At 67.2% G+C, this 22,751-nt stretch carries 18 protein-coding genes; 10 read left to right on the top strand and 8 right to left on the bottom strand.

Annotated features, from left to right (window positions below; translation table 11 throughout):
* Window positions 1-80: 80 nt before the first annotated feature.
* Entirely contained in the window at window positions 81-641 is a 561-nt protein-coding gene (locus JOF28_RS09400) for a YbhB/YbcL family Raf kinase inhibitor-like protein (RefSeq protein WP_425342478.1), read from the bottom strand.
* 188 nt (window positions 642-829) lie between these two features.
* Here JOF28_RS09400 and JOF28_RS09395 point away from each other — a divergent pair, with 188 nt between their 5' ends.
* The 6 genes from JOF28_RS09395 (at window position 830) to JOF28_RS09370 (ending at window position 9,531) form a co-directional block, all read left to right on the top strand.
* Complete coding sequence (locus JOF28_RS09395) at window positions 830-3,454, top strand: NB-ARC domain-containing protein (RefSeq protein WP_209705523.1); 2,625 nt, start codon at window positions 830-832, stop codon at window positions 3,452-3,454.
* Window positions 3,438-4,709 carry an MFS transporter gene (locus JOF28_RS09390; RefSeq protein WP_209705522.1) on the top strand — a complete coding sequence of 424 codons (1,272 nt, stop codon included), beginning with the start codon at window positions 3,438-3,440 and terminating at the stop codon, window positions 4,707-4,709. Before JOF28_RS09395 ends, JOF28_RS09390 begins: the two co-directional genes overlap by 17 nt.
* A 400-nt stretch (window positions 4,710-5,109) precedes the next feature.
* Window positions 5,110-5,898 (top strand): FadR/GntR family transcriptional regulator, encoded by a 789-nt coding sequence (locus JOF28_RS09385; RefSeq protein WP_209705521.1) that lies wholly within the window; start codon window positions 5,110-5,112, stop codon window positions 5,896-5,898.
* A 45-nt stretch (window positions 5,899-5,943) separates the two neighbouring features.
* Window positions 5,944-7,434, top strand: coding sequence for a carboxylesterase/lipase family protein (locus tag JOF28_RS09380; protein WP_209705520.1), 1,491 nt, complete (start codon window positions 5,944-5,946; stop codon window positions 7,432-7,434).
* 90 nt (window positions 7,435-7,524) lie between these two features.
* On the top strand, window positions 7,525-8,481 hold the full coding sequence (locus tag JOF28_RS09375) for a tRNA uridine(34) hydroxylase (RefSeq protein ID WP_209705519.1): 957 nt from the start codon (window positions 7,525-7,527) through the stop codon (window positions 8,479-8,481).
* Window positions 8,482-8,577: 96 nt separating this feature from the next.
* Window positions 8,578-9,531 carry a hypothetical protein gene (locus JOF28_RS09370; protein ID WP_209705518.1) on the top strand — a complete coding sequence of 318 codons (954 nt, stop codon included), beginning with the start codon at window positions 8,578-8,580 and terminating at the stop codon, window positions 9,529-9,531.
* Between the two features lie 26 nt (window positions 9,532-9,557).
* Here JOF28_RS09370 and JOF28_RS09365 read toward each other — a convergent pair whose 3' ends face one another.
* The 6 genes from JOF28_RS09365 to JOF28_RS09340 form a co-directional block, all read right to left on the bottom strand.
* Window positions 9,558-10,313 carry an ABC transporter ATP-binding protein gene (locus tag JOF28_RS09365; RefSeq protein WP_209705517.1) on the bottom strand — a complete coding sequence of 252 codons (756 nt, stop codon included), beginning with the start codon at window positions 10,311-10,313 and terminating at the stop codon, window positions 9,558-9,560.
* On the bottom strand, window positions 10,310-11,200 hold the full coding sequence (locus JOF28_RS09360) for an ATP-binding cassette domain-containing protein (RefSeq protein WP_209705516.1): 891 nt from the start codon (window positions 11,198-11,200) through the stop codon (window positions 10,310-10,312). The genes JOF28_RS09365 and JOF28_RS09360 overlap by 4 nt, the downstream gene beginning before the upstream one ends.
* A complete protein-coding gene (locus tag JOF28_RS09355) occupies window positions 11,197-12,129 on the bottom strand; it encodes an ABC transporter permease (protein WP_209705515.1) in 933 nt (310 codons plus the stop codon). The genes JOF28_RS09360 and JOF28_RS09355 overlap by 4 nt, the downstream gene beginning before the upstream one ends.
* Entirely contained in the window at window positions 12,126-13,088 is a 963-nt protein-coding gene (locus JOF28_RS09350) for an ABC transporter permease (RefSeq protein ID WP_209705514.1), read from the bottom strand. The genes JOF28_RS09355 and JOF28_RS09350 overlap by 4 nt, the downstream gene beginning before the upstream one ends.
* Before the next feature lie 71 nt (window positions 13,089-13,159).
* Window positions 13,160-14,668, bottom strand: a complete 1,509-nt coding sequence (locus tag JOF28_RS09345) for an ABC transporter substrate-binding protein (RefSeq protein WP_209705513.1) — start codon at window positions 14,666-14,668, stop codon at window positions 13,160-13,162.
* Window positions 14,669-14,789: 121 nt separating this feature from the next.
* Complete coding sequence (locus JOF28_RS09340) at window positions 14,790-15,560, bottom strand: DUF1684 domain-containing protein (RefSeq protein ID WP_209705512.1); 771 nt, start codon at window positions 15,558-15,560, stop codon at window positions 14,790-14,792.
* Window positions 15,561-15,736: 176 nt separating this feature from the next.
* Here JOF28_RS09340 and JOF28_RS09335 point away from each other — a divergent pair, with 176 nt between their 5' ends.
* Window positions 15,737-16,474, top strand: a complete 738-nt coding sequence (locus JOF28_RS09335; RefSeq protein WP_342452137.1) for an SRPBCC domain-containing protein — start codon at window positions 15,737-15,739, stop codon at window positions 16,472-16,474.
* A 109-nt stretch (window positions 16,475-16,583) separates the two neighbouring features.
* Here JOF28_RS09335 and JOF28_RS09330 read toward each other — a convergent pair whose 3' ends face one another.
* Window positions 16,584-18,602: a M13 family metallopeptidase gene (locus JOF28_RS09330; RefSeq protein ID WP_209705511.1), complete on the bottom strand. Its 2,019-nt coding sequence runs from the start codon at window positions 18,600-18,602 to the stop codon at window positions 16,584-16,586.
* Between the two features lie 136 nt (window positions 18,603-18,738).
* Between JOF28_RS09330 and JOF28_RS09325 the strand changes: the two genes are divergently transcribed.
* The 3 genes from JOF28_RS09325 to solA all read left to right on the top strand — a co-directional run bounded on the left by JOF28_RS09325 (window position 18,739) and on the right by solA (window position 22,733).
* A complete protein-coding gene (locus JOF28_RS09325; RefSeq protein WP_209705510.1) occupies window positions 18,739-20,073 on the top strand; it encodes an MATE family efflux transporter in 1,335 nt (444 codons plus the stop codon).
* Between the two features lie 114 nt (window positions 20,074-20,187).
* Complete coding sequence (locus JOF28_RS14825) at window positions 20,188-21,456, top strand: MFS transporter (RefSeq protein ID WP_342452136.1); 1,269 nt, start codon at window positions 20,188-20,190, stop codon at window positions 21,454-21,456.
* Window positions 21,457-21,515: 59 nt separating this feature from the next.
* Entirely contained in the window at window positions 21,516-22,733 is a 1,218-nt protein-coding gene (solA, locus tag JOF28_RS09315) for an N-methyl-L-tryptophan oxidase (RefSeq protein WP_209705509.1), read from the top strand.
* Window positions 22,734-22,751 lie beyond the last annotated feature (18 nt).

The following is a 22,751-nucleotide window of genomic DNA, read 5'->3' as shown; positions in this document are numbered from 1 at the left end:
TGGGTGGTTGGTGACAGTGCCGCCGCCCCGTGGGGTCGATCTGGTGACGGGGCGGCGGGGTGTGGGGTGGGGTGTGCCGGTTAGGCCGCTCCCCCGAATTCGCCGGTGGCGACAATGATCGCGCGGGCGAGCACGGCTTCGCGCATCATGAATCCGAGCACGGCCGGGGTGGACTGCGGGTCGATGTCGATGTGGTCGACGTCGAGGGCGTGCACGACGAACCAGTAGTGGTGCACGCCGGTGTGCTCGGGCGGGCCGGCTCCCGTGAATGAGGGTTCACGCTTCTCGTTGGGCATCGTGATGGCGCCCTCGGGCAGCAGGTGCGTGGCCCCCTCGGCGCCAGCACCGGCTGACAGCTCGGTGACTGCGGCGGGAATGTTGGCGACGGCCCAGTGCCAGAAGCCCGAGCCGGTGGGGGCATCGGGGTCGAAGCAGGTGACGACGAAGCTCTTCGTTTCGGCGGGGAAACCTGACCAGCTGAGCTGAGGTGAACTATTGGCGCCGCCTGCGTACTCTGCGTACACCTCGGCGGGCAGGGGTTCGCCGTCGCGAATGTCATCGCTCAGCAGGGTGAATGATGCGACCTGTCGCATACCGGCGTAGGGATTGAAGATGCCCCGCCCTTGGATCTCATGTGCCACGTTTCGAGCCCTTTCTCGTAATGGTGATCTGCCCGCGTATGCCGCGGCTGGAGCGCAGATCGTTCTCCTCCCCGCAGTGTATCGGCGCTTTCTGCCCCCGTTCATAGCGTTCACTTCTGTGCCCCTTATAGTTGGCTGGGTAGCTTCGGTTGAAGCGCACGTTTTCCTTGGGGGCGAACAGCAGGTCAATGGTCGACACTCGCAGCACTCACTTCTTTCCCGTGCACCGGTACGCCGTTTTGGCGCGCCCAGATCTCGTGAACCGCGCGCTTCACGGCGACCCAGCACTGATTGTGCTGCGGGGTGGCGGGGGCAGCGGTAAATCGGTGATCGCCGCGCAGATCGCAGCAGCGTTCGTGGCTCGAGACCCGCATCACACTGACGCGGTATGGGTGCCCTTCGAAGAAAACGATGCCGGATCAGACGGCGTCTGGCAGCGAATCTTTGACACGATTCACGAGGCGAGGCTCTTCACACCCGACAGCCTGGCCGAGCGCATCGTGACCGGTGGCGTCTCACATGTTGACCCGCACACGGCGGCGCGGGCATTAACTGAGCATGCACGCAAGCTGTTTCTGGTGCTCGACGACATCCACACGGTGCTTGATGGCCCCGGCGCACTCGACATCATTCGTGCGCTTGAATCGACGTCGGCGTTAACCATTCTCGTCACCACCCGGCAGACGCACCCCGAGTTACTTTCACCGGCAGCCCGGTTATCCATTCCCATTGCTGAGCTCACTGGCGTCGACCTTGCGCTCACCCGACCCGAGGTTGATGAGCTCGTGCGGCTTCGAGCGCCGCAGCTGCCAGCGAGCGAACGGGCGGGCATCGCCGAGCAAGTGTATCGCTCGTCAAAAGGGTGGCCGCTCGCAGCTCAAGCCCTCATTGTGGAACGCAATGATCAGGGCCAGGCGGGTGTCGGTTCACCGCAGGGCCCGTCACGGCCGAGTGCCTTCATTCGCAATCTGGTGACGCGGCTGCTCGACTCCAGTGCGCCCGAGGTGCAGCAGGTGGTGTGCGTCTCGGCGCTCTTCGACGAGGTTTCTGCCCCGGCCCTTGCAGCGATACTGCAGATGCCCCCAGAGTTCGTAGCAGACACCCTTGAGGCTGGCCTCGAGGCAAGTTTCGCGCACTGGGTCGATGACCACGGCACGAGGTGGTATCGGCACCACGACCTGCTGCGCGTCGAGTTGGCCGCTCGGGCTGCGGCGTTACTCACCCCGCAGCAGTTGCAGGCCGTGCACGCGCGCGCCGCACACGCGTTTCGTGATGTGCGAGTGCAGTTCGCGGTGGTGAGCGCCGTGAAGTCAGAGCAGTGGGACCTCGTTTCCGAGCTGCTGGTGCGTCGGGTCACTTCGGCCGCCATTGTGCGCAGAAGACCGCAGCTTTGGTTATCTGATATTCCGGCGTCGGTTCGGGAGCGCTACCCCGTGATTGAGACGTTTGCGCTGCTCGAAGAGTATGCGTATCCATCCAATCGCGCCGGCCGAGCCATCAATGGGCTCAAAATATTGGCCGGCCGCCCGCTCGCGGTGGAATCTGAAAGCGTAGGCATTACCGGTGCGGTGGCGGCTGGCCTGCGCATGGTGGCCGGCAGGCTCGTGGGCAACGAATCACTCGCGCTGCGTATGGTCGAGCGCGTGCGGATCACCCTCGGCACCCTCACCGATGATGACATCAAAACGTACGGCGGGCCGCTGCAGCTGGCGCTCACCCACTCGGCAATTACGCTGCTGCACGCGGGCCAATTTGCCGAGGCCGAGCGCATGGTGCAGCCCCTGCGCACTGACTCCACACTCATGTTGCACGCGGCACGCGCACACGCGCTGGCGCTCATCACGTGGTCTGCCGCGTGGCGTGGCGATATGCCCGCCGCGCACACGCTCATCAGCGAGGCCCAAGACACCCAGGTGCCCGTCGGCTGGGACAGCGCCTATATCGGCACCGGGTACCGCATCGCGGCTGCGCTCAGCGCGCTCGAGACGGGTGACGCCGATACCGCGGCCCAGCATCTCGAAGCACTTGCCCCTCACTTCGAAACCATCGAACACTGGCCATACCTGGTGGTGCTCGATGCGCTCATCACTGAAACTCGCCTCGGCCCGAATGAGGCCCTGCACCGGCTCACCACAAACATCACCCGCAGGCGCAATGCCACGACCCTCTTTGGCGCCACCCACCAGGTGTTGCAAGAGCTGAAAGCCCGGCTGCAGTGGCAGTCAGGCCAACCCCTCTCGCCCCGCAAACGCCTCCTCGGCGACGGCATTGAGTCGGTCTTTACCGAGCTGCGACGCGGGGAGCCGCTCATCGCCGGGGCCATCGCAGCGGGGCTTGAACGCCAAGAGATCGTCGCGAACCAGCCCCGCAGGCGCGCCGAGTATCTACTGCTGCAGGCAGAGTGCGCTCGACGCGTCGACGACCTCGACGGCGCACGCACTGCAGCCCAGCGCGCGGCAAACCTGATGCAGGAGTATGCGCTCACGCTCCCGATGCGGGTGATCCCCCGCGATGCAGCTGAAGCCCTGGCACGTCTCGTGCCCGAACTCCCCGCCGAATTCAGCCTGCAGAGTTCTGTACGCGAGATTGTGCCGCTGACGCCCGCCGAGCATCGCACCTTCATTGCCGTGGTCGAGCACGGCAGCACCGCTGCAGCTGCAGCTGCGCTCTTCGTGAGCCCCGCAACCACTAAGTCCCAGCTCAAGCAGGTGTACCGCAAACTGGGCGCACGATCCCGGGCCGAGGCCATCAGAAATGCTGGTGAGGCCGGGCTCTTGAACGTTGACCCCGAGTCAGATGCATCAGCTCAGTGATCAGGCGGCATCGCGAAACATCGCGGTGTTCGTCAACCTCGCTAAGTTTGTTCAGCTCGCCGCGCTGACCCCGCCCATCGTCACCGGCATCGCACAGCGTGCCACGCAATTCGGCGGCGCCGAACAGCACGCCCTAGAAACCGCAGCGCTCGTGACCACGACCGCCACGATCGGATCCATCTGCGCGATCATTGGGGCGCTCAGCTTCGGTGCGCTTTCCGATATGCGTCTCACGCGCGCCCATCAACGCTGGTATTGGGTGGCGCTGGGGTCGGCCATCGGTGCTGCCGGGCTGGTGACGCTGAGTTTTGCGGCTTCCGTGCCGCAATTGATCGCCGGCTGGAGCATCGCCCAGCTCGGGTTTTCGGGCTCCATGGCCGTCTTACGCACCATCTTGGGCAGTGCGCTCACGTCGCAACGCCGGCGGGGCGCCGTGTTCCTCGTGCTTGGTGGGTACGGTGGCATGTCGCTCGCGCTGGTCGCCCTGATGCTGATGCCCAGCCGTATCTGGGAGACAACACTCGGGTTTGCGGCCCTGAGCCTCGCCATTCCGTTCATTTTCTTGGCTTCGGTGCGGCGTATTGTTCCGCCCCAAGAAGCGCCCGCGGCCGCCCCGTCAGCGCCCAGCATTGCCGGCCCCGCGCAACTTTCGCGGGGGTTCGTGCTGCTGGTGCAGGGCATGGCTGGCGCCGTACTCGCCGCGTTTGTGACCTATCACCCGCTCGACGTTGTGGAACGAGTCGGCGCGACGGGAGATGCCGCGACGCGTCTCACCGTCGGAGTGCTGATCGCGGCGGCCATCGGGCTCATCGCGGCAAGCATCGTGCTCTTGGTGCGCCCGACACTGCTCGCAAACGCACGCCGCGTGCTCATATTCACGGGCGTATCGCTCGCAGCTTCACTTGCACTGCGCGCCGTTGACCTACCCATCTGGGCAATGCTGCTGACGGCTGCCCTGAGCGGTTTTGCCGTCGGGGTCAATAGCTCCGCACTGTTGGCCACCGCCCTCGAACACGCGCCAGCACAGCGTAGCGGGCGGTACATTGGCACGTTTAGTGCGGTGGGGGTGCTCGGTCAGCTCGCGGGCCCGATCCTCGGGCTCAGTGCGCTCGCGGTGATGGAGTGGAGCGTCGGCCCGAGCGGGAGCGCGCCCGTACGCATGGTGTTTGCGTGGCTTGCCGTGTTGCCTCTGGTGTGGGCCATCATCGCTGCGGCGCATCGCTCGAAGCGTGTGCGCGCGACCGTGCAAGCATGACCATTTAAGAAGGAATCGGAGGTAGCGCGGCGGGGGGACGTCGCGCTACCTCCTTGGATTCCAGACATGTCATTTGGGGGGACAAGTCTCACCGTGCCAAGGAGCGGGGGGATGCTTACTTGGCACAGGTGTGAGGCAACCGCACCGGTATTGCCTCTGTTTTCAGCGTACGAGCTGGCCACCCCTGAAAGCTAGATCTCACGGTTATCACCCCCGTTTTTCACCCCGTTTCGCACTCACCTGACAGCCACACGATTACCGCTGCGTGATCACCGCCCTCCCACCACGCGCTGCGAGGCTCTTTGGCGCCGCGACAGTTATCTCCCGGTTGCCACTGAGAGTCGCCGGTATACTCGGGGAACTAGGCTTCGGTGCATTTCGGCGCCAGACAAGGGGCAACATGGCTGGAACTACGGGATCTGAGCGCGCTCGCGCGACTCTCGCTTACCTTCGCCGCAAGATCACCACTGGCGAGTGGGAGGTGGGAAGTCGCATTCCCATCGAACCCGAACTCGCAGAGCAGACCGGTGTCGGCCGGTCGACCGTGCGCGAGGCCGTGCGGTCACTCGCATCAGTGGGCATGATTGAAACGTTGCCTGGGCGCGGCACATTTGTGCGCTCGGCGGCCCCCACAAGCGCGCTGTTGAACCAGTTTCTGGCCGACTTCACGCTCGAAGAAATTCTGAGCTACCGTCGTGCGCTCGAGATTGAGGCTGCACAGCACGCCTCCATTCACCGCACCGAAGAAGACCTCGTGGCGCTCGAACGCGCCGCCGCAGAAGAGCGCGGCTGCACCCGCTGCCCCGTGATGGGTTTCGCGAGCGACGATGACAACGCGTTCGACAGCAAGTTCCACCGCCTCGTGTTTGACTCGGCAAAGAACCGCCTGCTCGCCTCGCTGTATGCCGGTGTCAACGACCAGCTGCGCCTCCCCGAGCACCGCGGCCGTCTCGCAAACGTGGCCACGGGTGCTGAAATGGAACGCGACCACGCCCGAGTGCTCGACGCAATTCGCCGCCGTGACTTCATCGACGCGGTGCACGCCATGGTTGATCACGTTGATCACGACGTCGTGATCGTAAACGACCAGCACGAGGTCGTTCCAGCGCTGTCACGCACCCCCGAGCAGCAGCAGCGCATCGAGAACGCCATCGAGGTGCAAGACGACAAGCTGCAGGAGCAGGTCTAGCCGCCGCTCTTCCCCCGCTGCTGGGCGTCTCGATAGCATGCAAGCATGCTCCCCTCCGTTCAGCGTGATGCCGAAGCCCCGGTAGCCGACACCCCATCGGGCCGCATGATCGGCACGTGGGCACAGTCGACCCCGCCCATCGCGGCGTTCCGCGGTATCCCCTACGCACAGGCTCCGGTGGGGCCGTTGCGCTTCGCGGCTCCGGTGCCGCGTGAACCCTGGGCCGGCATCCTTGATGCCACCCAGTTTGGCCCGACGCCGCAGCGCGGCGATACCGGCATCACCCTCATCCCCGAGACGAGCGTGCCCGGCGACGACACCCTCAACGTCAATGTGTGGACGCCCACGCTCGACCCCGCGGCCCAGCTGCCCGTGGTCGTGTGGATTCACGGCGGCGGGTTCACCTCGGGCTCCCCCGCCAGCACCTGGTACGACGGCAGCGCCTTCGCCCGTGACGGCGTGGTGCTCGTCACGCTGTCGTACCGGATCGGGTTTACCGGGTTCGGGTGGATCGACGGCGCCGTGCCCAACCGCGGGGTGCTCGACTGGATTTGCGCACTCGAGTGGGTGCAACTCAACATCGCTTCGTTTGGCGGCGACCCCCAGCGCGTCACGATCGCTGGTCAGTCTGCTGGCGGCGGTGCGGTGCTCACGTTGCTGGGCGCCCCGGCCGCACGCGGGCTCTTCAGCGGCGGCTACGCGCTCAGCGCCGCCATCGCCGACCCCTCGGTGGATGCGGCCCGCGACCGCTCCCACCGGCTTGCCAAGCTGGCCCGTGTGACGCCCGATCTGCATGGATTCTCTGAGCTGACCGAAGCGCGCATTCTCGAGCTGCAGCCCAAAATCGCGTCGCCCTCGGCGCCCCGTCTCTTGCGCGACCTGCACGGAATGTTGCGCGACGGGCTACTCATCGGCCCCGTCGCTGACGGCAGCATCGTGCCTGGCCCCGTTGAGCACGGGGTGGCTCACGGGCCGAGCGCTGCGGTGCCACTCGTGCTCGGCACCGCAGACGATGAGCTGCTCGGCATGTTTAAGCCGGGCACCGTGTTCGACCATATGCCCAGGCGGGCCGCCGTGCGCGCGCTGGGGGCGAGCGCTGCGGCCGCCGACCGCTGGCTGGCGAGCGATCAGGCGCAGGCGACCGACAGCAGCGCCGTGCTGCTCGGGCGCTATGTCACCGATGCCGTGTTTCGCTCGTGGGTGCCACGCATCGCGGCCGCCCGCACGACGGGCCAGGCCGGCCCCACCTGGAGCTACCGCTTCGCCTGGCACGCCGACGAGCCTCCCCGGGCCGGGCACTGCATCGATGTACCGTTCGTGTTCGATCAGCTGGCAGCCCCCGGGGTACACCGGGTGGCCGGTGAGCATCCGCCGCAAGAGCTCGCAGACGCTGTGCACGGGGCCCTCGTGCGCTTCGCCCAGCACGGTGACCCCGGGTGGGAGCCCGACCGGGGTGGCCTGGGCCCGAGCCGCGTCTTCGACCTGCCCGTACGCGACGAGACCGACGCCTATGCGGGGGCGCGGGCGCTACTGTAGCCGTGCCGGTGAGGGTCGTGCTGACTCTACGATGGGATCCGGAGCAGCGGTCAGGTGCGTCTTTGGAGCCCGAGCCCGTACGATGGATGGGTGAGCCACCCGAAGATTTTGCTGTACTACGTATTCGCGCCCGTTGCCGACCCCGAGGCGGTCAAGCTGTGGCAGCGTGAGCTGTGTGAATCGCTTGGCCTGCGCGGGCGCATCATCATCTCGAAGCACGGCATTAATGGCACCGTCGGCGGCGAGATCGATGCCTGCAAGCAGTACCTGCGCAGCACCCGCGAGTACACGCCTTTCGCAGGCCTCGAGGTGAAGTGGAGCGAGGGCACCGGGTTCGCCGAGACCAAGCCGGTGCGATTGCACGGCGTTGATCGCACGGTGCCGTGGCAGCGCCTCACCGACTTTCCCAAGCTCAGCGTGAAGGTGCGTGACGAACTCGTCGCGTTCGGCATCCCCGACGAGACCGAGGTCTCCCCCGCCGGTGTGGTCGGCGGCGGTAAGCACCTCTCGCCCCAGGCCGTCAATGACCTCGTGGAGGAGCGCGGCGATGACGTCGTCTTCTTCGACGGGCGCAACGCATGGGAAGCCGAGATCGGCAAGTTTAAAGACGCCATCGTGCCCGATGTGCGCACCACCCACGATTTCATTTCGCAGATCGAGTCGGGCGCCTACGACAGCCTCAAGGGCCGCCCCGTCGTGACCTACTGCACGGGCGGCATTCGCTGCGAGATTCTCTCGGCAGCCATGGTGAAGCGCGGCTTCGACGAGGTGTACCAGGTCGACGGTGGCATCGTGCGCTACGGCGAAACGTTTGGCAACGACGGGCTGTGGGAGGGTTCCCTCGCGGTGTTTGACGGCCGCGAGGCGCTCGATTTCGCCCCCGGTGCTGCCGTGCTCGGCCGCTGCCTCGTGTGCGACGAGCCCTCGAACCAGCTCGCCGACTGCTCGGCAGCGCGCGACTGCCGCAATCGCTTCGTGGCGTGCGCAACGCACGAGCAAGTCGTGTGCGCAGAGCACGCGGCCACAGCGAAGCAGACCGCGCAGTAACCCACCGCAGCAGCCCACGCGGCGGCTCGCGAATCCCACGCACGCCCCTGGCGAACGCGGGATCAAACACTCAGTTTGCGCGTTTACGCTGCAGGGGTGCACGACTCAGATAACGCTTTCGACCCAGAGCTCGAGCGGCGGGCCGCACGGCCCGCCCAGCTCGCTCCGAACGCTGCCTACGCTCCACCCCCGGTCTACGCCCCATACCCTGTCTACGCTCCGTACGAGGAGCTCCCCCAGCCCGCCGGCCGGGCACCGTTTCTTGACCGCACGGCAGACAAGGTGTTCTCGGTGCAGCGGCCGCTCGTGCTGGCCCACCTGCGGCAGCTGCGGGCGCGCAACCCGCAGGCCACCCCGGCCCAGCTGGTGCGCAAGCTCGAGAACCGGTACCTGGCTGCGGTCACCGCCGGAGGTGCCGCCGTCGGCGCAACCGCCGCGGTACCCGGGGTGGGCACGGTAACGGCCCTCGCGCTGTCGAGCGCCGAAACCATCGGCTTTCTCGAGGCCACGGCCCTCTACGCCCAGTCGCTCGCCGAGCTGCACGGGCTCACGCTCACCGACCCCGATCGCGCCCGCATCCTCGTGCTCACGCTGCTCGTGGGCGATGAGGGCCTGATGTTGCTGCGCCAGGTCACCGGCCAGGCAACGGGCGGCGACTCCCGCAAATCGTTCTGGGGCAATCTCGTCGGATCCTCGCTGCCCCGCCAGCTCGTGGGCCCGGTCGCTGACCAGCTCAAGGGCCTGTTCATGCGCAAGGCCGCCAAGGCCGGCAGCGCCTCGGTCATCGGCAAGGCGCTGCCCTACGGCGTCGGCGCCGTCGTGGGCGCGACGGGCAACCACGTGCTCGCGCGCCGCGTACTCGCCCGCTCGCGCACCGCGTTCGGGGCGGCCCCCTTCACCCTGCCGCCCGGCCTCGCCGAGATCGAACCCCGCCCGCCAAAAGCAATCCGCGCACCCAAACCCCCGCGCGCACCCCGCGAACCGGGCACCAAGCGGCTCCGGATCGCGGGCCGCCGCAGGCCCACCGCCCCAGACGGCGCCGCCGAGTAGGTCGAGGTTCGCCGGCTGAGGTCTGGTTACGCCGGCAGCCGCGGAATCGCCGAGATGAGGCGCTGCGTGTAGGCCTCGCGCGGTGACACCAGAATCTCGCTTGTGGGGCCGACCTCGACGAGGCGGCCGCGCTCGAGCACCGCGGTGCGATCACAGGTGGCCGCGACGGTGCCGAGGTCGTGCGACACCATCACGAGCGCGAGCCCGTGGCTGGCGCGCAGCTCGTTGACGAGCTCAATGACCTGGGTGCGAGTGCTGACGTCGAGCGCGCTGACCGGTTCATCGGCGATGAGCACGCGTGGCGCCACCACCGTGGCGCGAGCGATGGCGATGCGCTGGCGCTGGCCGCCCGAGAATTCGTGCGGGTATCGGGTCGCAGCATCGCTGGGGAGCCCCACCGATTCGAGCGCCGCGAGCACCCGGGTGCGCGCCTCAGCGCCGCGCGCGAGCCCCAACGATTCCAGGGGCTCGGCGACGATGCGGTCGATGCGCTGGCGCGGGTCGAGCGACGAGTAGGGGTCTTGGAAGACCGCCTGCACCGAGCCACGAAACTTGCGCATGAGGGCGCGGTTGCGCAGCTGCAGAGGGGCACCCTCGAACAAGATCTCGCCGCGACTCGGGGCGGCAAGCCCCAAGAGCAGCGATAGCAGGGTCGATTTACCTGCCCCCGACTCCCCCACAATGCCCACCGAGTCGCCGGCGGCAACCGCGAGGTTGATGCCCTCGAGGGTGAGCCGCTTGCCGTATGAAAAGTCGACGTCGCGGGCTTCCAGAAGCGTCACTGTGCACCGCCTTCTGCGCGAGGGGCTCCCGCACTGCGTGAATCGGCCTCAGCGCCAAGCCCGGCATTGCCAGCATCAGCGCCAGCACCAGCACCGTCGAGCGCTGTGTCGAGCGCGCGGGCGTGTGCCACGAGCTGCGCCGTGTAGGGGTGCTGCGGGGCGCGCAGCAGATCGAGCACGGCGCCCTCCTCAACGGTGCGCCCGTGCTGCAGCACCAGCACGCGGTCGGTCATGCGCGAGACGACGGCGAGGTCGTGGCTCACAAATAGCAGCCCCATGCCGCGCTCCACCACGAGCCGGCCGAGCAGTGCGAGCACCTCGGCCTGCACGGTGACGTCGAGCGCGGTCGTCGGTTCATCGGCGACGAGTAGCTGCGGCTGCGCCGCGAGGGCGATCGCGATGGCGACGCGCTGCCGCTGCCCGCCCGAGAGCTCGTGGGGAAACGCGCGTGCGAGCCGCGACTCCGACAGGCTGACCTCGGCGAGCGCCGCCGTGACGGCGGCCTCGAGGGCAGCGCCGCGCAGCCCGAGGTGACGGCGCATGGGTTCGGCGATCTGCTTGCCCACCCGCATCAGCGGGTCGAGCGCGGTGAGCGGCTCCTGAAACACCATGGCGGCGACCGCGCCGCGCAGCGGCTTCAGCGCGGCCTCGCTCGCGCCCACGGTCTCCACCCCGGTCAACCGCACCGATCCCGCGGCCGTGAGGCCGGCCGGAAGCAGGGCGGTGAGGGCGAGGGAGGTGAGGGATTTCCCTGATCCGGATTCGCCAATCAGCCCCACCCGCTCACCGGGCGCGACCGAGAACGACATGCTGGCCACGAGGGGGGTGTCGCCCGCGTGCACCGTGAGGTCGCTCACGCGCAGCAGTTCGGATGCCTGGGCGCTCATACCTTGCTCTTCTTTCGTCTCGTGGGATCGGCGACGTCACGCAGGCCATCGGCGACAAAATTCACGCCGAGCACCAGCACGACGAGAGCGAGGCCGGGCGCGATGGCTCCAGCGGGCGCGGTGAGCACGGTGCCCTGGGCCTCCTGCAACAACCGGCCCCACGACGCGTTTGGCGGCGGGGCGCCGAGCCCCAGATACGACAGGCTCGCCTCGGCGAGCACGGCCGCGCCAAACTGCAGCGCAAACGTGACGTACAGCGTGGGCGCCATGTTCGGCAGCAGGTGCCGGCGCACGATGCCCCAGGTGCCCGTGCCGCTCGTGCGGGCCGCGGTGACGAACTGCGCCGACGCGGTCGTTTTCGCGAGAATGCGGGCGATGCGGGCGACCACGGCCGACATCGCGAGTCCGATCGCGACGATCGCAGACCCCAGCGACGGCGGCTGCAGCGCCACGATCAGCATCGCGGTGAGCAACACCGGGAACGCGATGGCGACGTCGATGAACGCCGAGATCGCGTCGTCGACCCACGAGGTGGCGAGCGCGGCAATGATGCCCACGGTGACACCGATGACGGCCGCGATCACGACTGACCCGGCGCCCACCATCAGCGCGATGCGCGCGCCCACCATCAGCTGGCTGACGAGGTCGCGGCCGAGCTTGTCGGTGCCGAGCAGGTGCTGCGCGTTCGGGCCCTCGAGCCGGCCACCGGTGGTGTCATCGAGCGGGTACGGCAGCCACACGAGCGACACGAGCGCGATCACAACGATCAGCGCGACCATCGCGGCGCCGACCCACAGGGTGGCGCTCAAGCGCGGGCGGCGCTGGGGTGCGTTCGTGGTTGCGGGCTGAGTTGCGTTCTTTGATCCGGATCCCCCGGCTCCCCCAGCTCCACCGGGCAGCTCGGTGGCGCCGGTGATCGGGGCGGTCATGCGCTGGCCTTCGTCTGGGCCCGCAGCCGCGGGTCGACGATGCGCTGCGCAATATCGGCGGCAAAGCCGACGAGCAGCACCATCAGTGTGGTGACCACAAGCACTCCCTGGATAGCGGCGAAGTCGTGCTTCGCGATGCCGTCGACGAGGTAGCTGCCGAGGCCGGGCAGCGCAAACACGCTCTCCACCACCACGGCGCCCAGCAGCGTCGACGCAAGTTCAATGCCAAGCACCGAGATCACGGGCACCGCACCGTTGCGCAGCCCATGACGCCACAGCGCCTCGCCAAAGCCCGAGCCGTGGGCGCGGGCGGTGCGCAGGTAGTCGCTGCCGAGCACATCGAGCGTGGCCGAGCGCACATACCGCGTGAGGGAGGCCCCCATCACGATCGCAATAGCGATCGCGGGCAGCGCGAGCGACGAGATCGCGTCGCTCGGGTACGCCCAGTCGTCGGTCGGAAACCCGCCGGTGGGAAACCAGCCCAGCAGCAACCCAAATACCCACACGAGGATCATGCCGATCCAAAACACGGGCACCGCGATGCCCAGCTGCGCGACCCCCGAGAGGGCGACGCCGTACCATTTGTCGGCGCGCACGGCGCTCGTCACACCGGCCACGAGGGCGACCACGACGGCGATCACAAACGCCATCAGGGTGAGCGGCAGCGTGACCTGCAGTCTCGCGGCCACATCGGGGCCGATTGCGGCGCCGGTGATCACCGATTCGCCCAGGTCGAACCGCAGAATCTGTGCGGCCCAGGCCCCAAACTGCATGATCAGTGGCTGGTCAGAGCCCACCTGCGCCTGCGCGGCCGCGATCTGTTCATCGGTCGCGCCCACCGACAGCAGCGCGTTCGCGGGGTCGCCGGGCAACAGCCGCAGCAGCACAAAGATCAGCACCATCGCAATTGCGAATGATCCGAGCAGGAGCGCGCCACGTCGCAGCACGTATCCGAGCATCGGGTGTCCTTCCTGGCAGCCAGATGCCGCGCACCCCGTTATCGGGGTGCGCGGCACAGGGCTGAATTCAATTAGTTCTTGACGATATCGTAAGCGAAGAACTGCGAGTTCAGGCCGTTGATCGGGTATCCCTCAACATCGGTCGAGGCGACCACAATCTGCGGGTACAGGTAGAGCCACACGCTTGCCGCATCGGTGGCGATCTGCTTGTTGGCCTTCTTCAACAGCTCGGTCTGCTCGGCCTCGGTGGGGGCCTGCTCGGCGCGCGAGACCCACTCGGTGACCTCGGCGTTGTCGTAGCCCCAGTAGAAGTCGGGGTTGCCGTACCAAACGACGTCGCGGTCGTTGACGTGCTCTTGCAGCGTCGCCTCGAAGTCGCGCTCCTTGAACACCTTGGTGTACCACTCGTCGGCGCTGATCGTGTTGATCTTGACCTCGATGCCCACCTTTTTGAGCTCTGACTGCAGCAGCTCGGCGACCGCCGGGTGCGGGTCGTAGCTCGGGGTGTCGAGCGTGAACGAGAAGCCGTCTTCAAGGCCGGCTTCAGCGAGCAGCTTCTTCGAGCGGTCAACGTCGTAGGGGTTGAGGTCGTTGAGATCCTCGTACCAGGGGTCGCTCGGCGGCACCATCGAACCGATCAGGGTGCCGTAGTCGCCCCAGATAGCGTTCAGCAGCTTCTCGCGATCAACCGCCGAGTACACGGCCTGGCGCACCTTGGCGTCGTCGAAGGGAGCGACGCGGTCATTGAACGCGAGCAGCTCCTTCGTGGTCGACTGCCCCTCGCTGATGGTGAACTTGTCGCCCGACTCAAACTGCGCGAGCGAATCGGGGTTCTGCACGCTCGTGATGAGGTCGACGCGGCCGCTGCTCAGCGCCGTGTCTTCGGCGGTAGCGTCGGTGAAGTAGTTGAACACGACCTGCTTGTTTGAGGCGGGCTCACCCCAGTAGTCATCCCAGCGCTCGAGCGTGAGCGTCGAGCCGCGCTTCCACTGACCGAGCGTGTAGGGGCCGGTGCCGTCGGCTTCCTTCTCGATGTCGGTGGCATCGGCGTTGACGATCCAGATGTACGACAGCAGGTAGTGCAGCGAGATCGACGGCTGGCTCAGCGTCAGCACGACCGTGTAGTCGTCGGGGGTTTCGATGCCGGTGATGACCTCGAGGCTGCCCTTGCGTGCCGACTGCGAATCGGGGGCGAGCACGGCCTCAATGCTGGCCTTCACGTCTGCAGAGGTGAGCTGCTTGCCCGACTGGAACGACACGTCTTCGCGCAGCTTGTACGTGTAGGTGAGGCCGTCTTCGCTCACCTCGTGATCGGTGGCGAGCATCGGCGAGATCGTGCCGTCGTCGTTCAGCTTTGACAGGCTCTCGTACACGTTGCCGGTGAGGGCCTCGGTGACACCCTGGCCGCCGCCCGCGGTGTTACTCAGGTTGACCGGCTCGTACAGTGAGCCGATGTTGATCGTGGCGTCGGCGCCGGTCGCGCCGCTGCCTCCGCTCGATCCTGCGCAACCGGTGAGCGCGATCGCCGAGACGGCGATGACGCCCGCTGCGGTGAAGAAGTGCTTCTTCAGGGAAGGCATGAGGGGTTCCTTTGTGTGGGAGAGAAGTTTGAGGGGGTTCGGGAGGGTTTGGTGGCCACAAATCGTTGTTATCGGGGCCGAAAACCACGATTTGTGGCCATCAAACACCTTGAAGCTGCGGTTACGCGTAGATGTCGAAGCCATCTGAGAAGCGGGGCAGCTTCTCGCCGGCGTGCACGGCCCACGGCAGCCGGTTCTGTGCGGGCGGCATCGGGCAGTTGTACTGCACCGAGAAGCCACACGGCGGCACGAAGGCGCGGTTGAAATCGAGGCGCACCGCACCGCCAGCAGCGTGGTTCGTCTCACCCTCAACGAACTCGACGAACAAGAACCGGCCCGCACCATAGGTCTGTGTGTCATCGGTGGCCCGGTTGGTGGGATCACCGAAGACGAGCAGCAGCGTGCCATCGTCGTCAAACGCGGCGAGCGTAAAGGTTTGGCCATCGCGCTCGAACGTGATGTCGCCGGGCACCACGAGGTTGCGGGTGCCGCCGGCGTCGCGAATGTGTTCGAAGGGCACGGTGCGGTCTGAGCTCACGGGGGTGAACTGCGCGTCAACGACCCAGTCGGGGTTGTAGTCGAAGGCGTCCACGCCCGTGAACGCCTGAATCGCAGCAGAGTTCGCGTCCCACACGCGCAGCCCAAACTCGGGCGCATCGGTGTTGATGTTGCGGCGCGACAGCTCGGTCACGGTGACACCGTCGGCGGCGTCTGCGCGCGCGGCCGACACCTCGGCCGCAGCTTCAGCCTCGGTGGTGCCGGTGGGGAACCACCGGGTGAGGGTCAGGCTGAGGTTGCCGGTGGGACCGGTCAGCGAGGTGTGCCGGTTCGTGCGCCAGTCATCGTGCGCGGAGATTGCAGTACTCAAGTCGGTGTCCTTCGTCGCGCTCATACTTCAATTATGTCAATGTGAGCCATTCGTTTTCTGAAAGCCCGAATCGCTCGCCCCACCGCACGCGCGGTTGTTATGAGGAGCAACGCGCAGGGGGCCTGAGATATTTCTGCGTATCGCAGGGCTCTCACTGTTTTTGTGTTGACGCCGACGGCAGCACTCGCGAGCATGGAGGCGTGACGACCCCCATTGAAGTTTCTCAGCAGCTCAATTCAGTAACCCGCAGCCTGCGTTTCACCGAGCTCGACGGCGCACCCCTCAACGTGCAAACGCTCACGCAGTCGCTGCCGACATCGCTCGATGAGGTGTGGGCTGCGGTGAGCCGCGCAGACCGCATCGCCGCCTGGTTTCTGCCGCTCACGGGTGACCTCTCGCTCGGTGGGCGCTACCAGTTCGCGGGCAACGCTGGCGGCGAGGTGCTCGAGTGCCACCCACCCGTGGCCGACTCTGGCGAGAGCGGTGAATCAGCTGACACGAGTGAGACCGAGACCTCAGCGCCCGCGGCCCGCACCGCCGGGTATCGCGTGACGTGGGAGATGGGTGGCGGCGCCACCTGGCTGACGGTGCGCCTTTCCTCTCAGGGCCCGGCTCAAACCCGTTTCGAGCTCGAGCACGCGGCCCTCGCCGCAGACGTTCCCGCAGATATGTGGGAGACGTTTGGCCCGGGCGCGACGGGGGTCGGCTGGGACGGCGGCCTGCTCGGGCTTTCCTTGCACCTGGGCGCCGTGGCGGGCAGCCTCTCCCCCGCAGAGGCCGAGGCGTGGGCCACGACCGCTGAGGGGCAGAGCTTCTACCGGGGCGCTGCCGATCACTGGGCCGTGGCCCACGTGGCCGCGGGTGCCTCGATCGAGCAGGCGCAGCGCTCGGCCGATGCGACCTTTGGGTTCTACACCGGCCAGGCGCCTAGCGCTTAAGGGCCGCTGCCGCAGGACCCGCCCAAATCCGGGGCACAAACACACCGCCGCCCCTGTCAGCTCCCCGTTAAATGGGGCGCTGACAGGGGCGGCGGTCATGAACCCAGCGCTACCAGATCGAGACGCGCTCGGCCTCGTCGAGCCACAGCGCATCGCCGGGCTTCGTCGCGAAGGCCTCGTGGAAGGCCGCGAGGTTCTTTACGATCTGGTTGCACCGAAACTCATTGGGCGAGTGCGGGTCGATCGCCAGCAGGCGCTTCGTCTCTTCGGGGCGCGACTTCTGCTGCCAGGCCTGTGACCAGGCAAGGAAGAAGCGCTCGGCACCGGTGAGCCCGTCGATCACGGGTGATTCGGCGCCGCCCAGCGAGCGCAGGTACGCCTTCCACGCGATCTCGAGACCCGAGAGGTCGCCGATGTTCTCACCGATGGTGAGCTCGCCGTTGACCAGCTGGCCGTCGGCCCCCTCGGGTGACAGTGCGTTGTACTGCTCGATGAGGGCACCGGTGAGCTTCTCGAACGCGGTGCGGTCGGCCTCAGTCCACCAGTCAACGAGCTTGCCGTCGCCGTCGTAGCGCGAGCCCTGGTCGTCGAAGCCGTGGCCGATCTCGTGGCCGATAACAGCGCCGATCGCGCCAAAGTTGGTCGCGGCATCCCACGTCACGTCGAAGAACGGGGGCTGCAGGATCGCAGCGGGGAACACGATCTCATTGAAGCCCGGGTTGTAGTACGCGTTGACCGTCTGCGGGGTCATGAACCACTCATCGCGGTCGATGGGCTTGCCGATCTTGGCCAGCTCACGGGCGAACTCGTACTCAGAGACGCGGCGTGAGTTGCCAAACAGGTCGCCCGAGTCGACGGCGAGCGCCGAGTAGTCGCGCCACTTCACGGGGTAGCCGATCTTGGGGGTGAACTTGTTGAGCTTCTCGAGGGCGCGTTCGCGGGTCTCGGGGCTCATCCAGGCGAGGCCGGTGATCGAGTCGCGGTAGGCCTCAATGAGGTGGCCGACGAGCTCGTCCATGGCGCCCTTGGCGTTCTCATCAAAGTGGCGTTCGACGTAGAGCTGGCCGACGGCCTCGCCCATCGAACCCTCGACGAATGAGACGCCGCGGCGCCAGCGGTCGCGCTGCTCAGGGGCACCGGTGAGGGCGGTGCCGTAGAACTCGAAGTTGGCGAGCGAGAGCTCCTGCGACAGCAGCGAAGCCGAGCCGCGCACAACGGCCCAGGTCAGCCAGGCCTTCCAGGCTTCAAGTTCGTCTTCGACGAGCAGGGCGGCGAGGCCCGAGATGGCGTCGGGCTGTGCGGCGACGACCTCGGCAAGCGCGCTCTCGGGGGCGCCCATCGCGGCGAGGTAGGCCGTCCAGTCGAGCTGCGGGGTGAGCTCGGCGAGCTCGGCGAAGCTGCGCAGGTTGTACATCTTCTGGATGTCGCGGCTGGCGACCTTGTCCCAGTGGGTGGCGGCGATGCGCTGCTCGAGGCCGTAGGCGAGGCCCGCGACGTGCTCTGACGGGGTTTCGCCGGGCGTCTCGCAGGCGTCGGTGGTGTCGGGCTCGGTGGCGCCGGCCAGTTCGAGCATGCGCGCGATGTGTGCCTGGTACTGCTCGCGAATCTCGGCGAACTGGTCTTCGCGGTAGTAGGACTCGTCGGGCAGGCCGAGGCCGCCCTGCATCACGAACACGATGTAGCGGGCGGGGTCGCCCGGATCGTTGTCGATGTACATGCCGTAGAAGCCGCCGAGGCCCTGGCGCTCGAGGTCACCGACCACGGTGATCAGCTCGGGGATCGAGGCGATCTTGCTGACGCGGTTGAGTACGCCGGCGATGGGCGCGGCTCCCAACGTGTCAGCCAGCTCGGTGTCCATAAAGCTGGCGTAGAGGGCCGCGACCTTATCGGCCTGGGTCTGTGCGCCCTCGCCCGCGGCGGGTGCCGGGGTGCCGGTGATGATGTCGCGCACCGCGGCCTCAGCGTTTTCGGCGAGCACGGCGAATGAGCCGTAGCGGGCCTTGTCTGATGGAATCTCGGTACGATCCATCCAACGCCCGTTGACGTGACGATAGAGATCGTCTTGCGGGCGGGTCTCGGGGTCGAGTTCTGCGAGGTCGATGCCTGAAGCGTGCGCTGCGTTGCTCATGCCCCCAGCCTATCGATCAGCCCTGGGTTGAGGTGTGAGGAGTTCGCCGCAGGCACAGCGGTTCTGGCACAGCGGTTCGAGCGCAGCGGATGGAGTACACGCGCCAATGTCTGCCCCACCACCTATTCTGTGAGTCATGAGCTCTTCTGCCACCGGGCACCGCCGCATCGACCGCGCGATCGGCGCACTCGCGTTCCCCGCGCTGGGTGCACTGATCGCCGAGCCCCTGTTTCTGATCGCCGACTCGGCAATGATCGGCCACCTAGGTGCTTCGCCGCTTGCGGGTCTTGCGGTCGCCGGCGCGATTTTGCAGACCGCGGTCGGGCTGATGGTGTTTCTGGCGTACTCGACGACCCCGCTGGTGGCGCGGCGACGCGGCGCGGGCGACCTCACGGGGGCGGTGCAGGCGGGCATCGACGGGCTGTGGCTCGCGCTCGGCATCGGCATCGTGGTGGGCGGGCTGCTGTGGGCGCTCACCGATCCCCTCGTCGCGGCGTTCGACCTCGATGCCGCGACCGCGGTGCACGCCCGCACCTACCTGGCGATTTCATGCCTTGGCGTGCCCGCGATGCTGCTGGTGTTTGCGGCGAGCGGGCTGCTGCGCGGCCTGATGGATACGCGCACCCCGCTCATCGTCGCGACGATCGCTTTTGCCGCAAATGTCGTGCTGAACTGGGTCTTTATCTATGTACTGGGGTGGGGCGTCGCCGGCAGCGCGTGGGGCACCGTGATCGCCCAGTGGGGCATGGTGGCCGTGTATCTCGCGGTGATTGCGCGGCATGCGAAGCGCGCGGGTGTTGGCCCGCTGCCCCATCGTGACGGGTTGGGGCATGCCGGTCGCAGCGGCGGCTGGCTGTTTATTCGCACGATCGGGTTGCGGGCCGCGCTGCTCGCCACCCTGTTCGCGGCGACGAGCCATGGCACCGCAGCGACCGCCGGGTACCAGGTGGTCTTCACAATTTTCTCGACCGCGGCCTTCGCCCTCGATGCGCTCGCGATTGCCGCGCAGGCGCTCGTGGGTGAGGCGCACGGCTCGCGCGACGAGGCCCGTGCGCGGGCCGTGGTCAAGCGCTGTATCTTTTGGGCGGTGGGCTGCGGGGTGGGCATCGGCGTCGTGCTGGCCGCGACGAGCCCGGTCATTGGGCGCGTGTTCACAAACGACGCCGCGGTGCTCGCGATGCTGCCCGCCGCGATCCTCACACTCGGCATTTCGCTGCCGCTCGGCGGTTTCGTATTCGTGCTCGACGGGGTGCTGATGGGCGCGGGCGACGCCCGCTACCTCGCTTGGACGAGCCTCGTGAACCTCGCCGTCTACCTCCCCGCACTGTGGGCGCTCACGACCGCGGCGCCCGCCGGCACTGCCGGGCTCGTTGCGCTCACCGCGGGCTTTACGATCGTGTTTATGCTGGCGCGCGCGGTCACCCTGGGGCTGCGCGCACGCGGCGATCGTTGGCTGGTGCTGGGCGCCTGATGAAGATCCGGGTCCCCGGTGAGCCGCCCATAATGCGCGCGTGATGCGCCGGTGAGCGCCCCGTTGGTACGCTGAAGCGTCGGCTCACCCGGGCCGCGCGACCGCAGGAGTATCGTGCACTCTCAGGCCTCCGAACACAGCCGATTTGCCACGCGCTGGACGTATGGCGTGCTCGCCATTTTCACCCTCATGGGGTTGGGATTTGGCAGCTGGCTCAGCCGCATTCCCGCGGTGCGCGACCATCTGGGGGCCAGCACCCTCGAGATGAGCGTGTTTGGCTTCGTGCTCGCGACCGGATCGGTGCTCGGCCTCGTGCTCGCCGGGCACACGGTGTCGTGGCTGGGCCCGCGCCGCACCCTCGCGATCGGCGTGGTCGTGCAGCTGTTCGCGATGCCCACCGCGACCGTGTTCTTTTGGATGGGCATGGTGCCCCCGGCGGTCGCGTGCCTCGCGATCTTTGGCTTCGTGTTTGGCACCTCTGACGTCGCCATGAATGTCAGCGGCGCGAGTGCTGAGCAGGCGCTCGGCAAGCCCCGCATGCCGCTGCTGCACGCCGGATTCAGCCTCGGCAGCGTCGCAGCCACGGGCATCGGCGCGCTCGCTGAGGCCGGGGGCATCGCGGTGCCGGTGCACCTGGGCATCATGTATGCGCTGATCACCATCGGGGTGTTCACCGCGCTGCGCTTCGTGCCGCACGGCCAGGCCACGCACGCGGGTGCCGGCGCCGATGCGGGCACGGCGGCAGGCGCTGATGCTGGGGCCGGATCCGGATCAACCCCCGCCGTGCCCACCCCGCCCGTCAAGACCCGCAGTCCCTGGCGCGACCCCCGCGTGCTCGCCGTCGGCGTCATCGTGATGAGCATGAGCCTCGCCGAGGGCACCGCGAGCGACTGGTTGCCGCTCGCCTTCGCCGATGGCCGCGGGGCGACGAACCAGTACGCCACGCTGATGCTCACCGTGTTCTTTGTTTCGATGACGGCGACTCGGTTCGCAGGCTCGTGGCTGCTGCATCGCTTCGGCCGCGTGCCCGTGCTGCGCGTCAGTGCGGTGCTCGTGCTCTGCGGTGTCGCCATCGTCATTCTCGTCGCGGCCCCGTGGGCGAGCGTGCTGGGTGTGGTGCTGTGGGGCATGGGCGCCTCGCTCGGGTTCCCTGTTGGCATCTCTGCCGCCGCCGATAACCCGGCGACGGCGACGCGCGATGTCGCGGCCGTCGCCGCGATCGCGTACACCGCGCTGCTGCTCGGCCCGATGCTCATCGGGTTTTTGGGCGAGTACTTCGGGCTGCTCAGCGCGTTCTGGCCACTCGTCGCGTTTGCCGCGCTCGCGTTTGTGCTCGCGCGCTCGGCGAAGGAGCCCGCGCCGCCGGCGCAACCCGCTGCGTGAGCTGACACAAACCCCCGATCACCACACGCATTCCACGCATCGCACCCGAAGGAGACCGCATGCCCACCCACTACTCCACCATTGTGATCGGCGCGGGAGCCATCGGCAGCGCGACGGCCTACTGGCTCGCCAAGGGCGGGCAGCGCGATGTGCTGGTGCTCGAGCAGTTTGAGCTCGGGCACGCGAACGGCTCGTCAAACGATCACCACCGCATCATTCGGCACAGCTACCACGACGATATTTACGGGCGGCTCACCCGCCCCATGTATGACAACTGGGCCGCGCTCGAGGCGGCCTCAGGGCAGCAGGTGTTCATCAAAACGGGCGGTCTCGACATCGCGATCGAGGGGACGCCTGGCACCGCGTCACTCGAGCGCTACCGCGCTGTGATGGCGGCGAACGGGGTGCCCTTCGAGACGCTCAACAAGGCGCAGCTTGCGAAGCGGTTTCCGCAGTGGCACATCGCCGAAGACGAGGTGCGGGCGACTTTTCAGGAGGAGTCGGGGTTCATCGATATTCGCCGCGCCACCGCCACCCACATCGCTATGGCGCAAAACCTCGGGGTCGAGGTGCGCGAGCACACGGCGGCCCGCGCGATTGAGAGCGTTGCGGGCTCAGCGGCTGGCGCCGGCACAGGCACCGGCACCCGCACCGTGCGCGTGATCACCGACGGCGAGGTGTTCACGGCAGACAAGGTGGTGGTGTGCGCCGCGTCATGGACCGATGCACTGCTGCAGCCGCTCGGCCAGACCTGGCAGACGACCGTCACCGAAGAACAGGTTGTGTATGTGCAGCCGAAGGACCTCAAGCCCTTCGCGGTCGAGAACTTTCCGATCTGGTGCTGGCACGGCGATGACTTCTACTACGGCTTTCCGATGTACGGCGAAATCGCGGTGAAGCTTGCCCGCGAGAACCTACGCCGCGTGGTCACCCAAGACACCCGCAGCGCCGCACCGCGCCCCGAAGAGACCGCGCTGCTGCATGACTTTTTGGCGGAGCGGTTGCCCGAGGCCGCGGGCCGCGTCGTACTCGCGAAAACCTGCCCCTACGATATGACGCCCGATCGCGACTTCATCCTCGATTTCATGCCGGGCCACCCCAACGTGATCGTCGGCTCGGGGGCCGCACACGCCGGCAAGTTTTGTGGTTTGCTCGGTGAGATTCTCGCCGAGCTCATCATCGAGGGCCGCTCGCAGCACCCCATCGAACCGTTTCGCGCTGACCGCCCGGCGCTCGTGAACGCCAGCATTGCCCCCGTGTTTGACCTCAAGGGCTAGAAAGACTTAGGTAGACTG

Origin of the sequence: Leucobacter exalbidus, from assembly GCF_017834145.1 — a bacterium.
Taxonomy (GTDB): Bacteria; Actinomycetota; Actinomycetes; order Actinomycetales; family Microbacteriaceae; genus Leucobacter; species Leucobacter exalbidus.
This window is presented reverse-complemented; position numbering and strand designations above follow the sequence as displayed.

Bases quoted from the DNA above. Each gene is read 5' to 3' on its own strand.
- JOF28_RS09395 (WP_209705523.1), top strand. From the start codon at position 830: ATGGTCGACACTCGCAGCACTCACTTCTTTCCCGTGCACCGGTACGCC.
- JOF28_RS09390 (WP_209705522.1), top strand. From the start codon at position 3,438: ATGCATCAGCTCAGTGATCAGGCGGCATCGCGAAACATCGCGGTGTTC.
- JOF28_RS09385 (WP_209705521.1), top strand. From the start codon at position 5,110: ATGGCTGGAACTACGGGATCTGAGCGCGCTCGCGCGACTCTCGCTTAC.
- JOF28_RS09380 (WP_209705520.1), top strand. From the start codon at position 5,944: ATGCTCCCCTCCGTTCAGCGTGATGCCGAAGCCCCGGTAGCCGACACC.
- JOF28_RS09360 (WP_209705516.1), bottom strand. From the start codon at position 11,200: ATGAGCGCCCAGGCATCCGAACTGCTGCGCGTGAGCGACCTCACGGTG.
- JOF28_RS09355 (WP_209705515.1), bottom strand. From the start codon at position 12,129: ATGACCGCCCCGATCACCGGCGCCACCGAGCTGCCCGGTGGAGCTGGG.
- JOF28_RS09350 (WP_209705514.1), bottom strand. From the start codon at position 13,088: ATGCTCGGATACGTGCTGCGACGTGGCGCGCTCCTGCTCGGATCATTC.
- JOF28_RS09345 (WP_209705513.1), bottom strand. From the start codon at position 14,668: ATGCCTTCCCTGAAGAAGCACTTCTTCACCGCAGCGGGCGTCATCGCC.
- JOF28_RS09340 (WP_209705512.1), bottom strand. From the start codon at position 15,560: ATGAGCGCGACGAAGGACACCGACTTGAGTACTGCAATCTCCGCGCAC.
- JOF28_RS09330 (WP_209705511.1), bottom strand. From the start codon at position 18,602: ATGAGCAACGCAGCGCACGCTTCAGGCATCGACCTCGCAGAACTCGAC.
- JOF28_RS09325 (WP_209705510.1), top strand. From the start codon at position 18,739: ATGAGCTCTTCTGCCACCGGGCACCGCCGCATCGACCGCGCGATCGGC.
- solA (WP_209705509.1), top strand. From the start codon at position 21,516: ATGCCCACCCACTACTCCACCATTGTGATCGGCGCGGGAGCCATCGGC.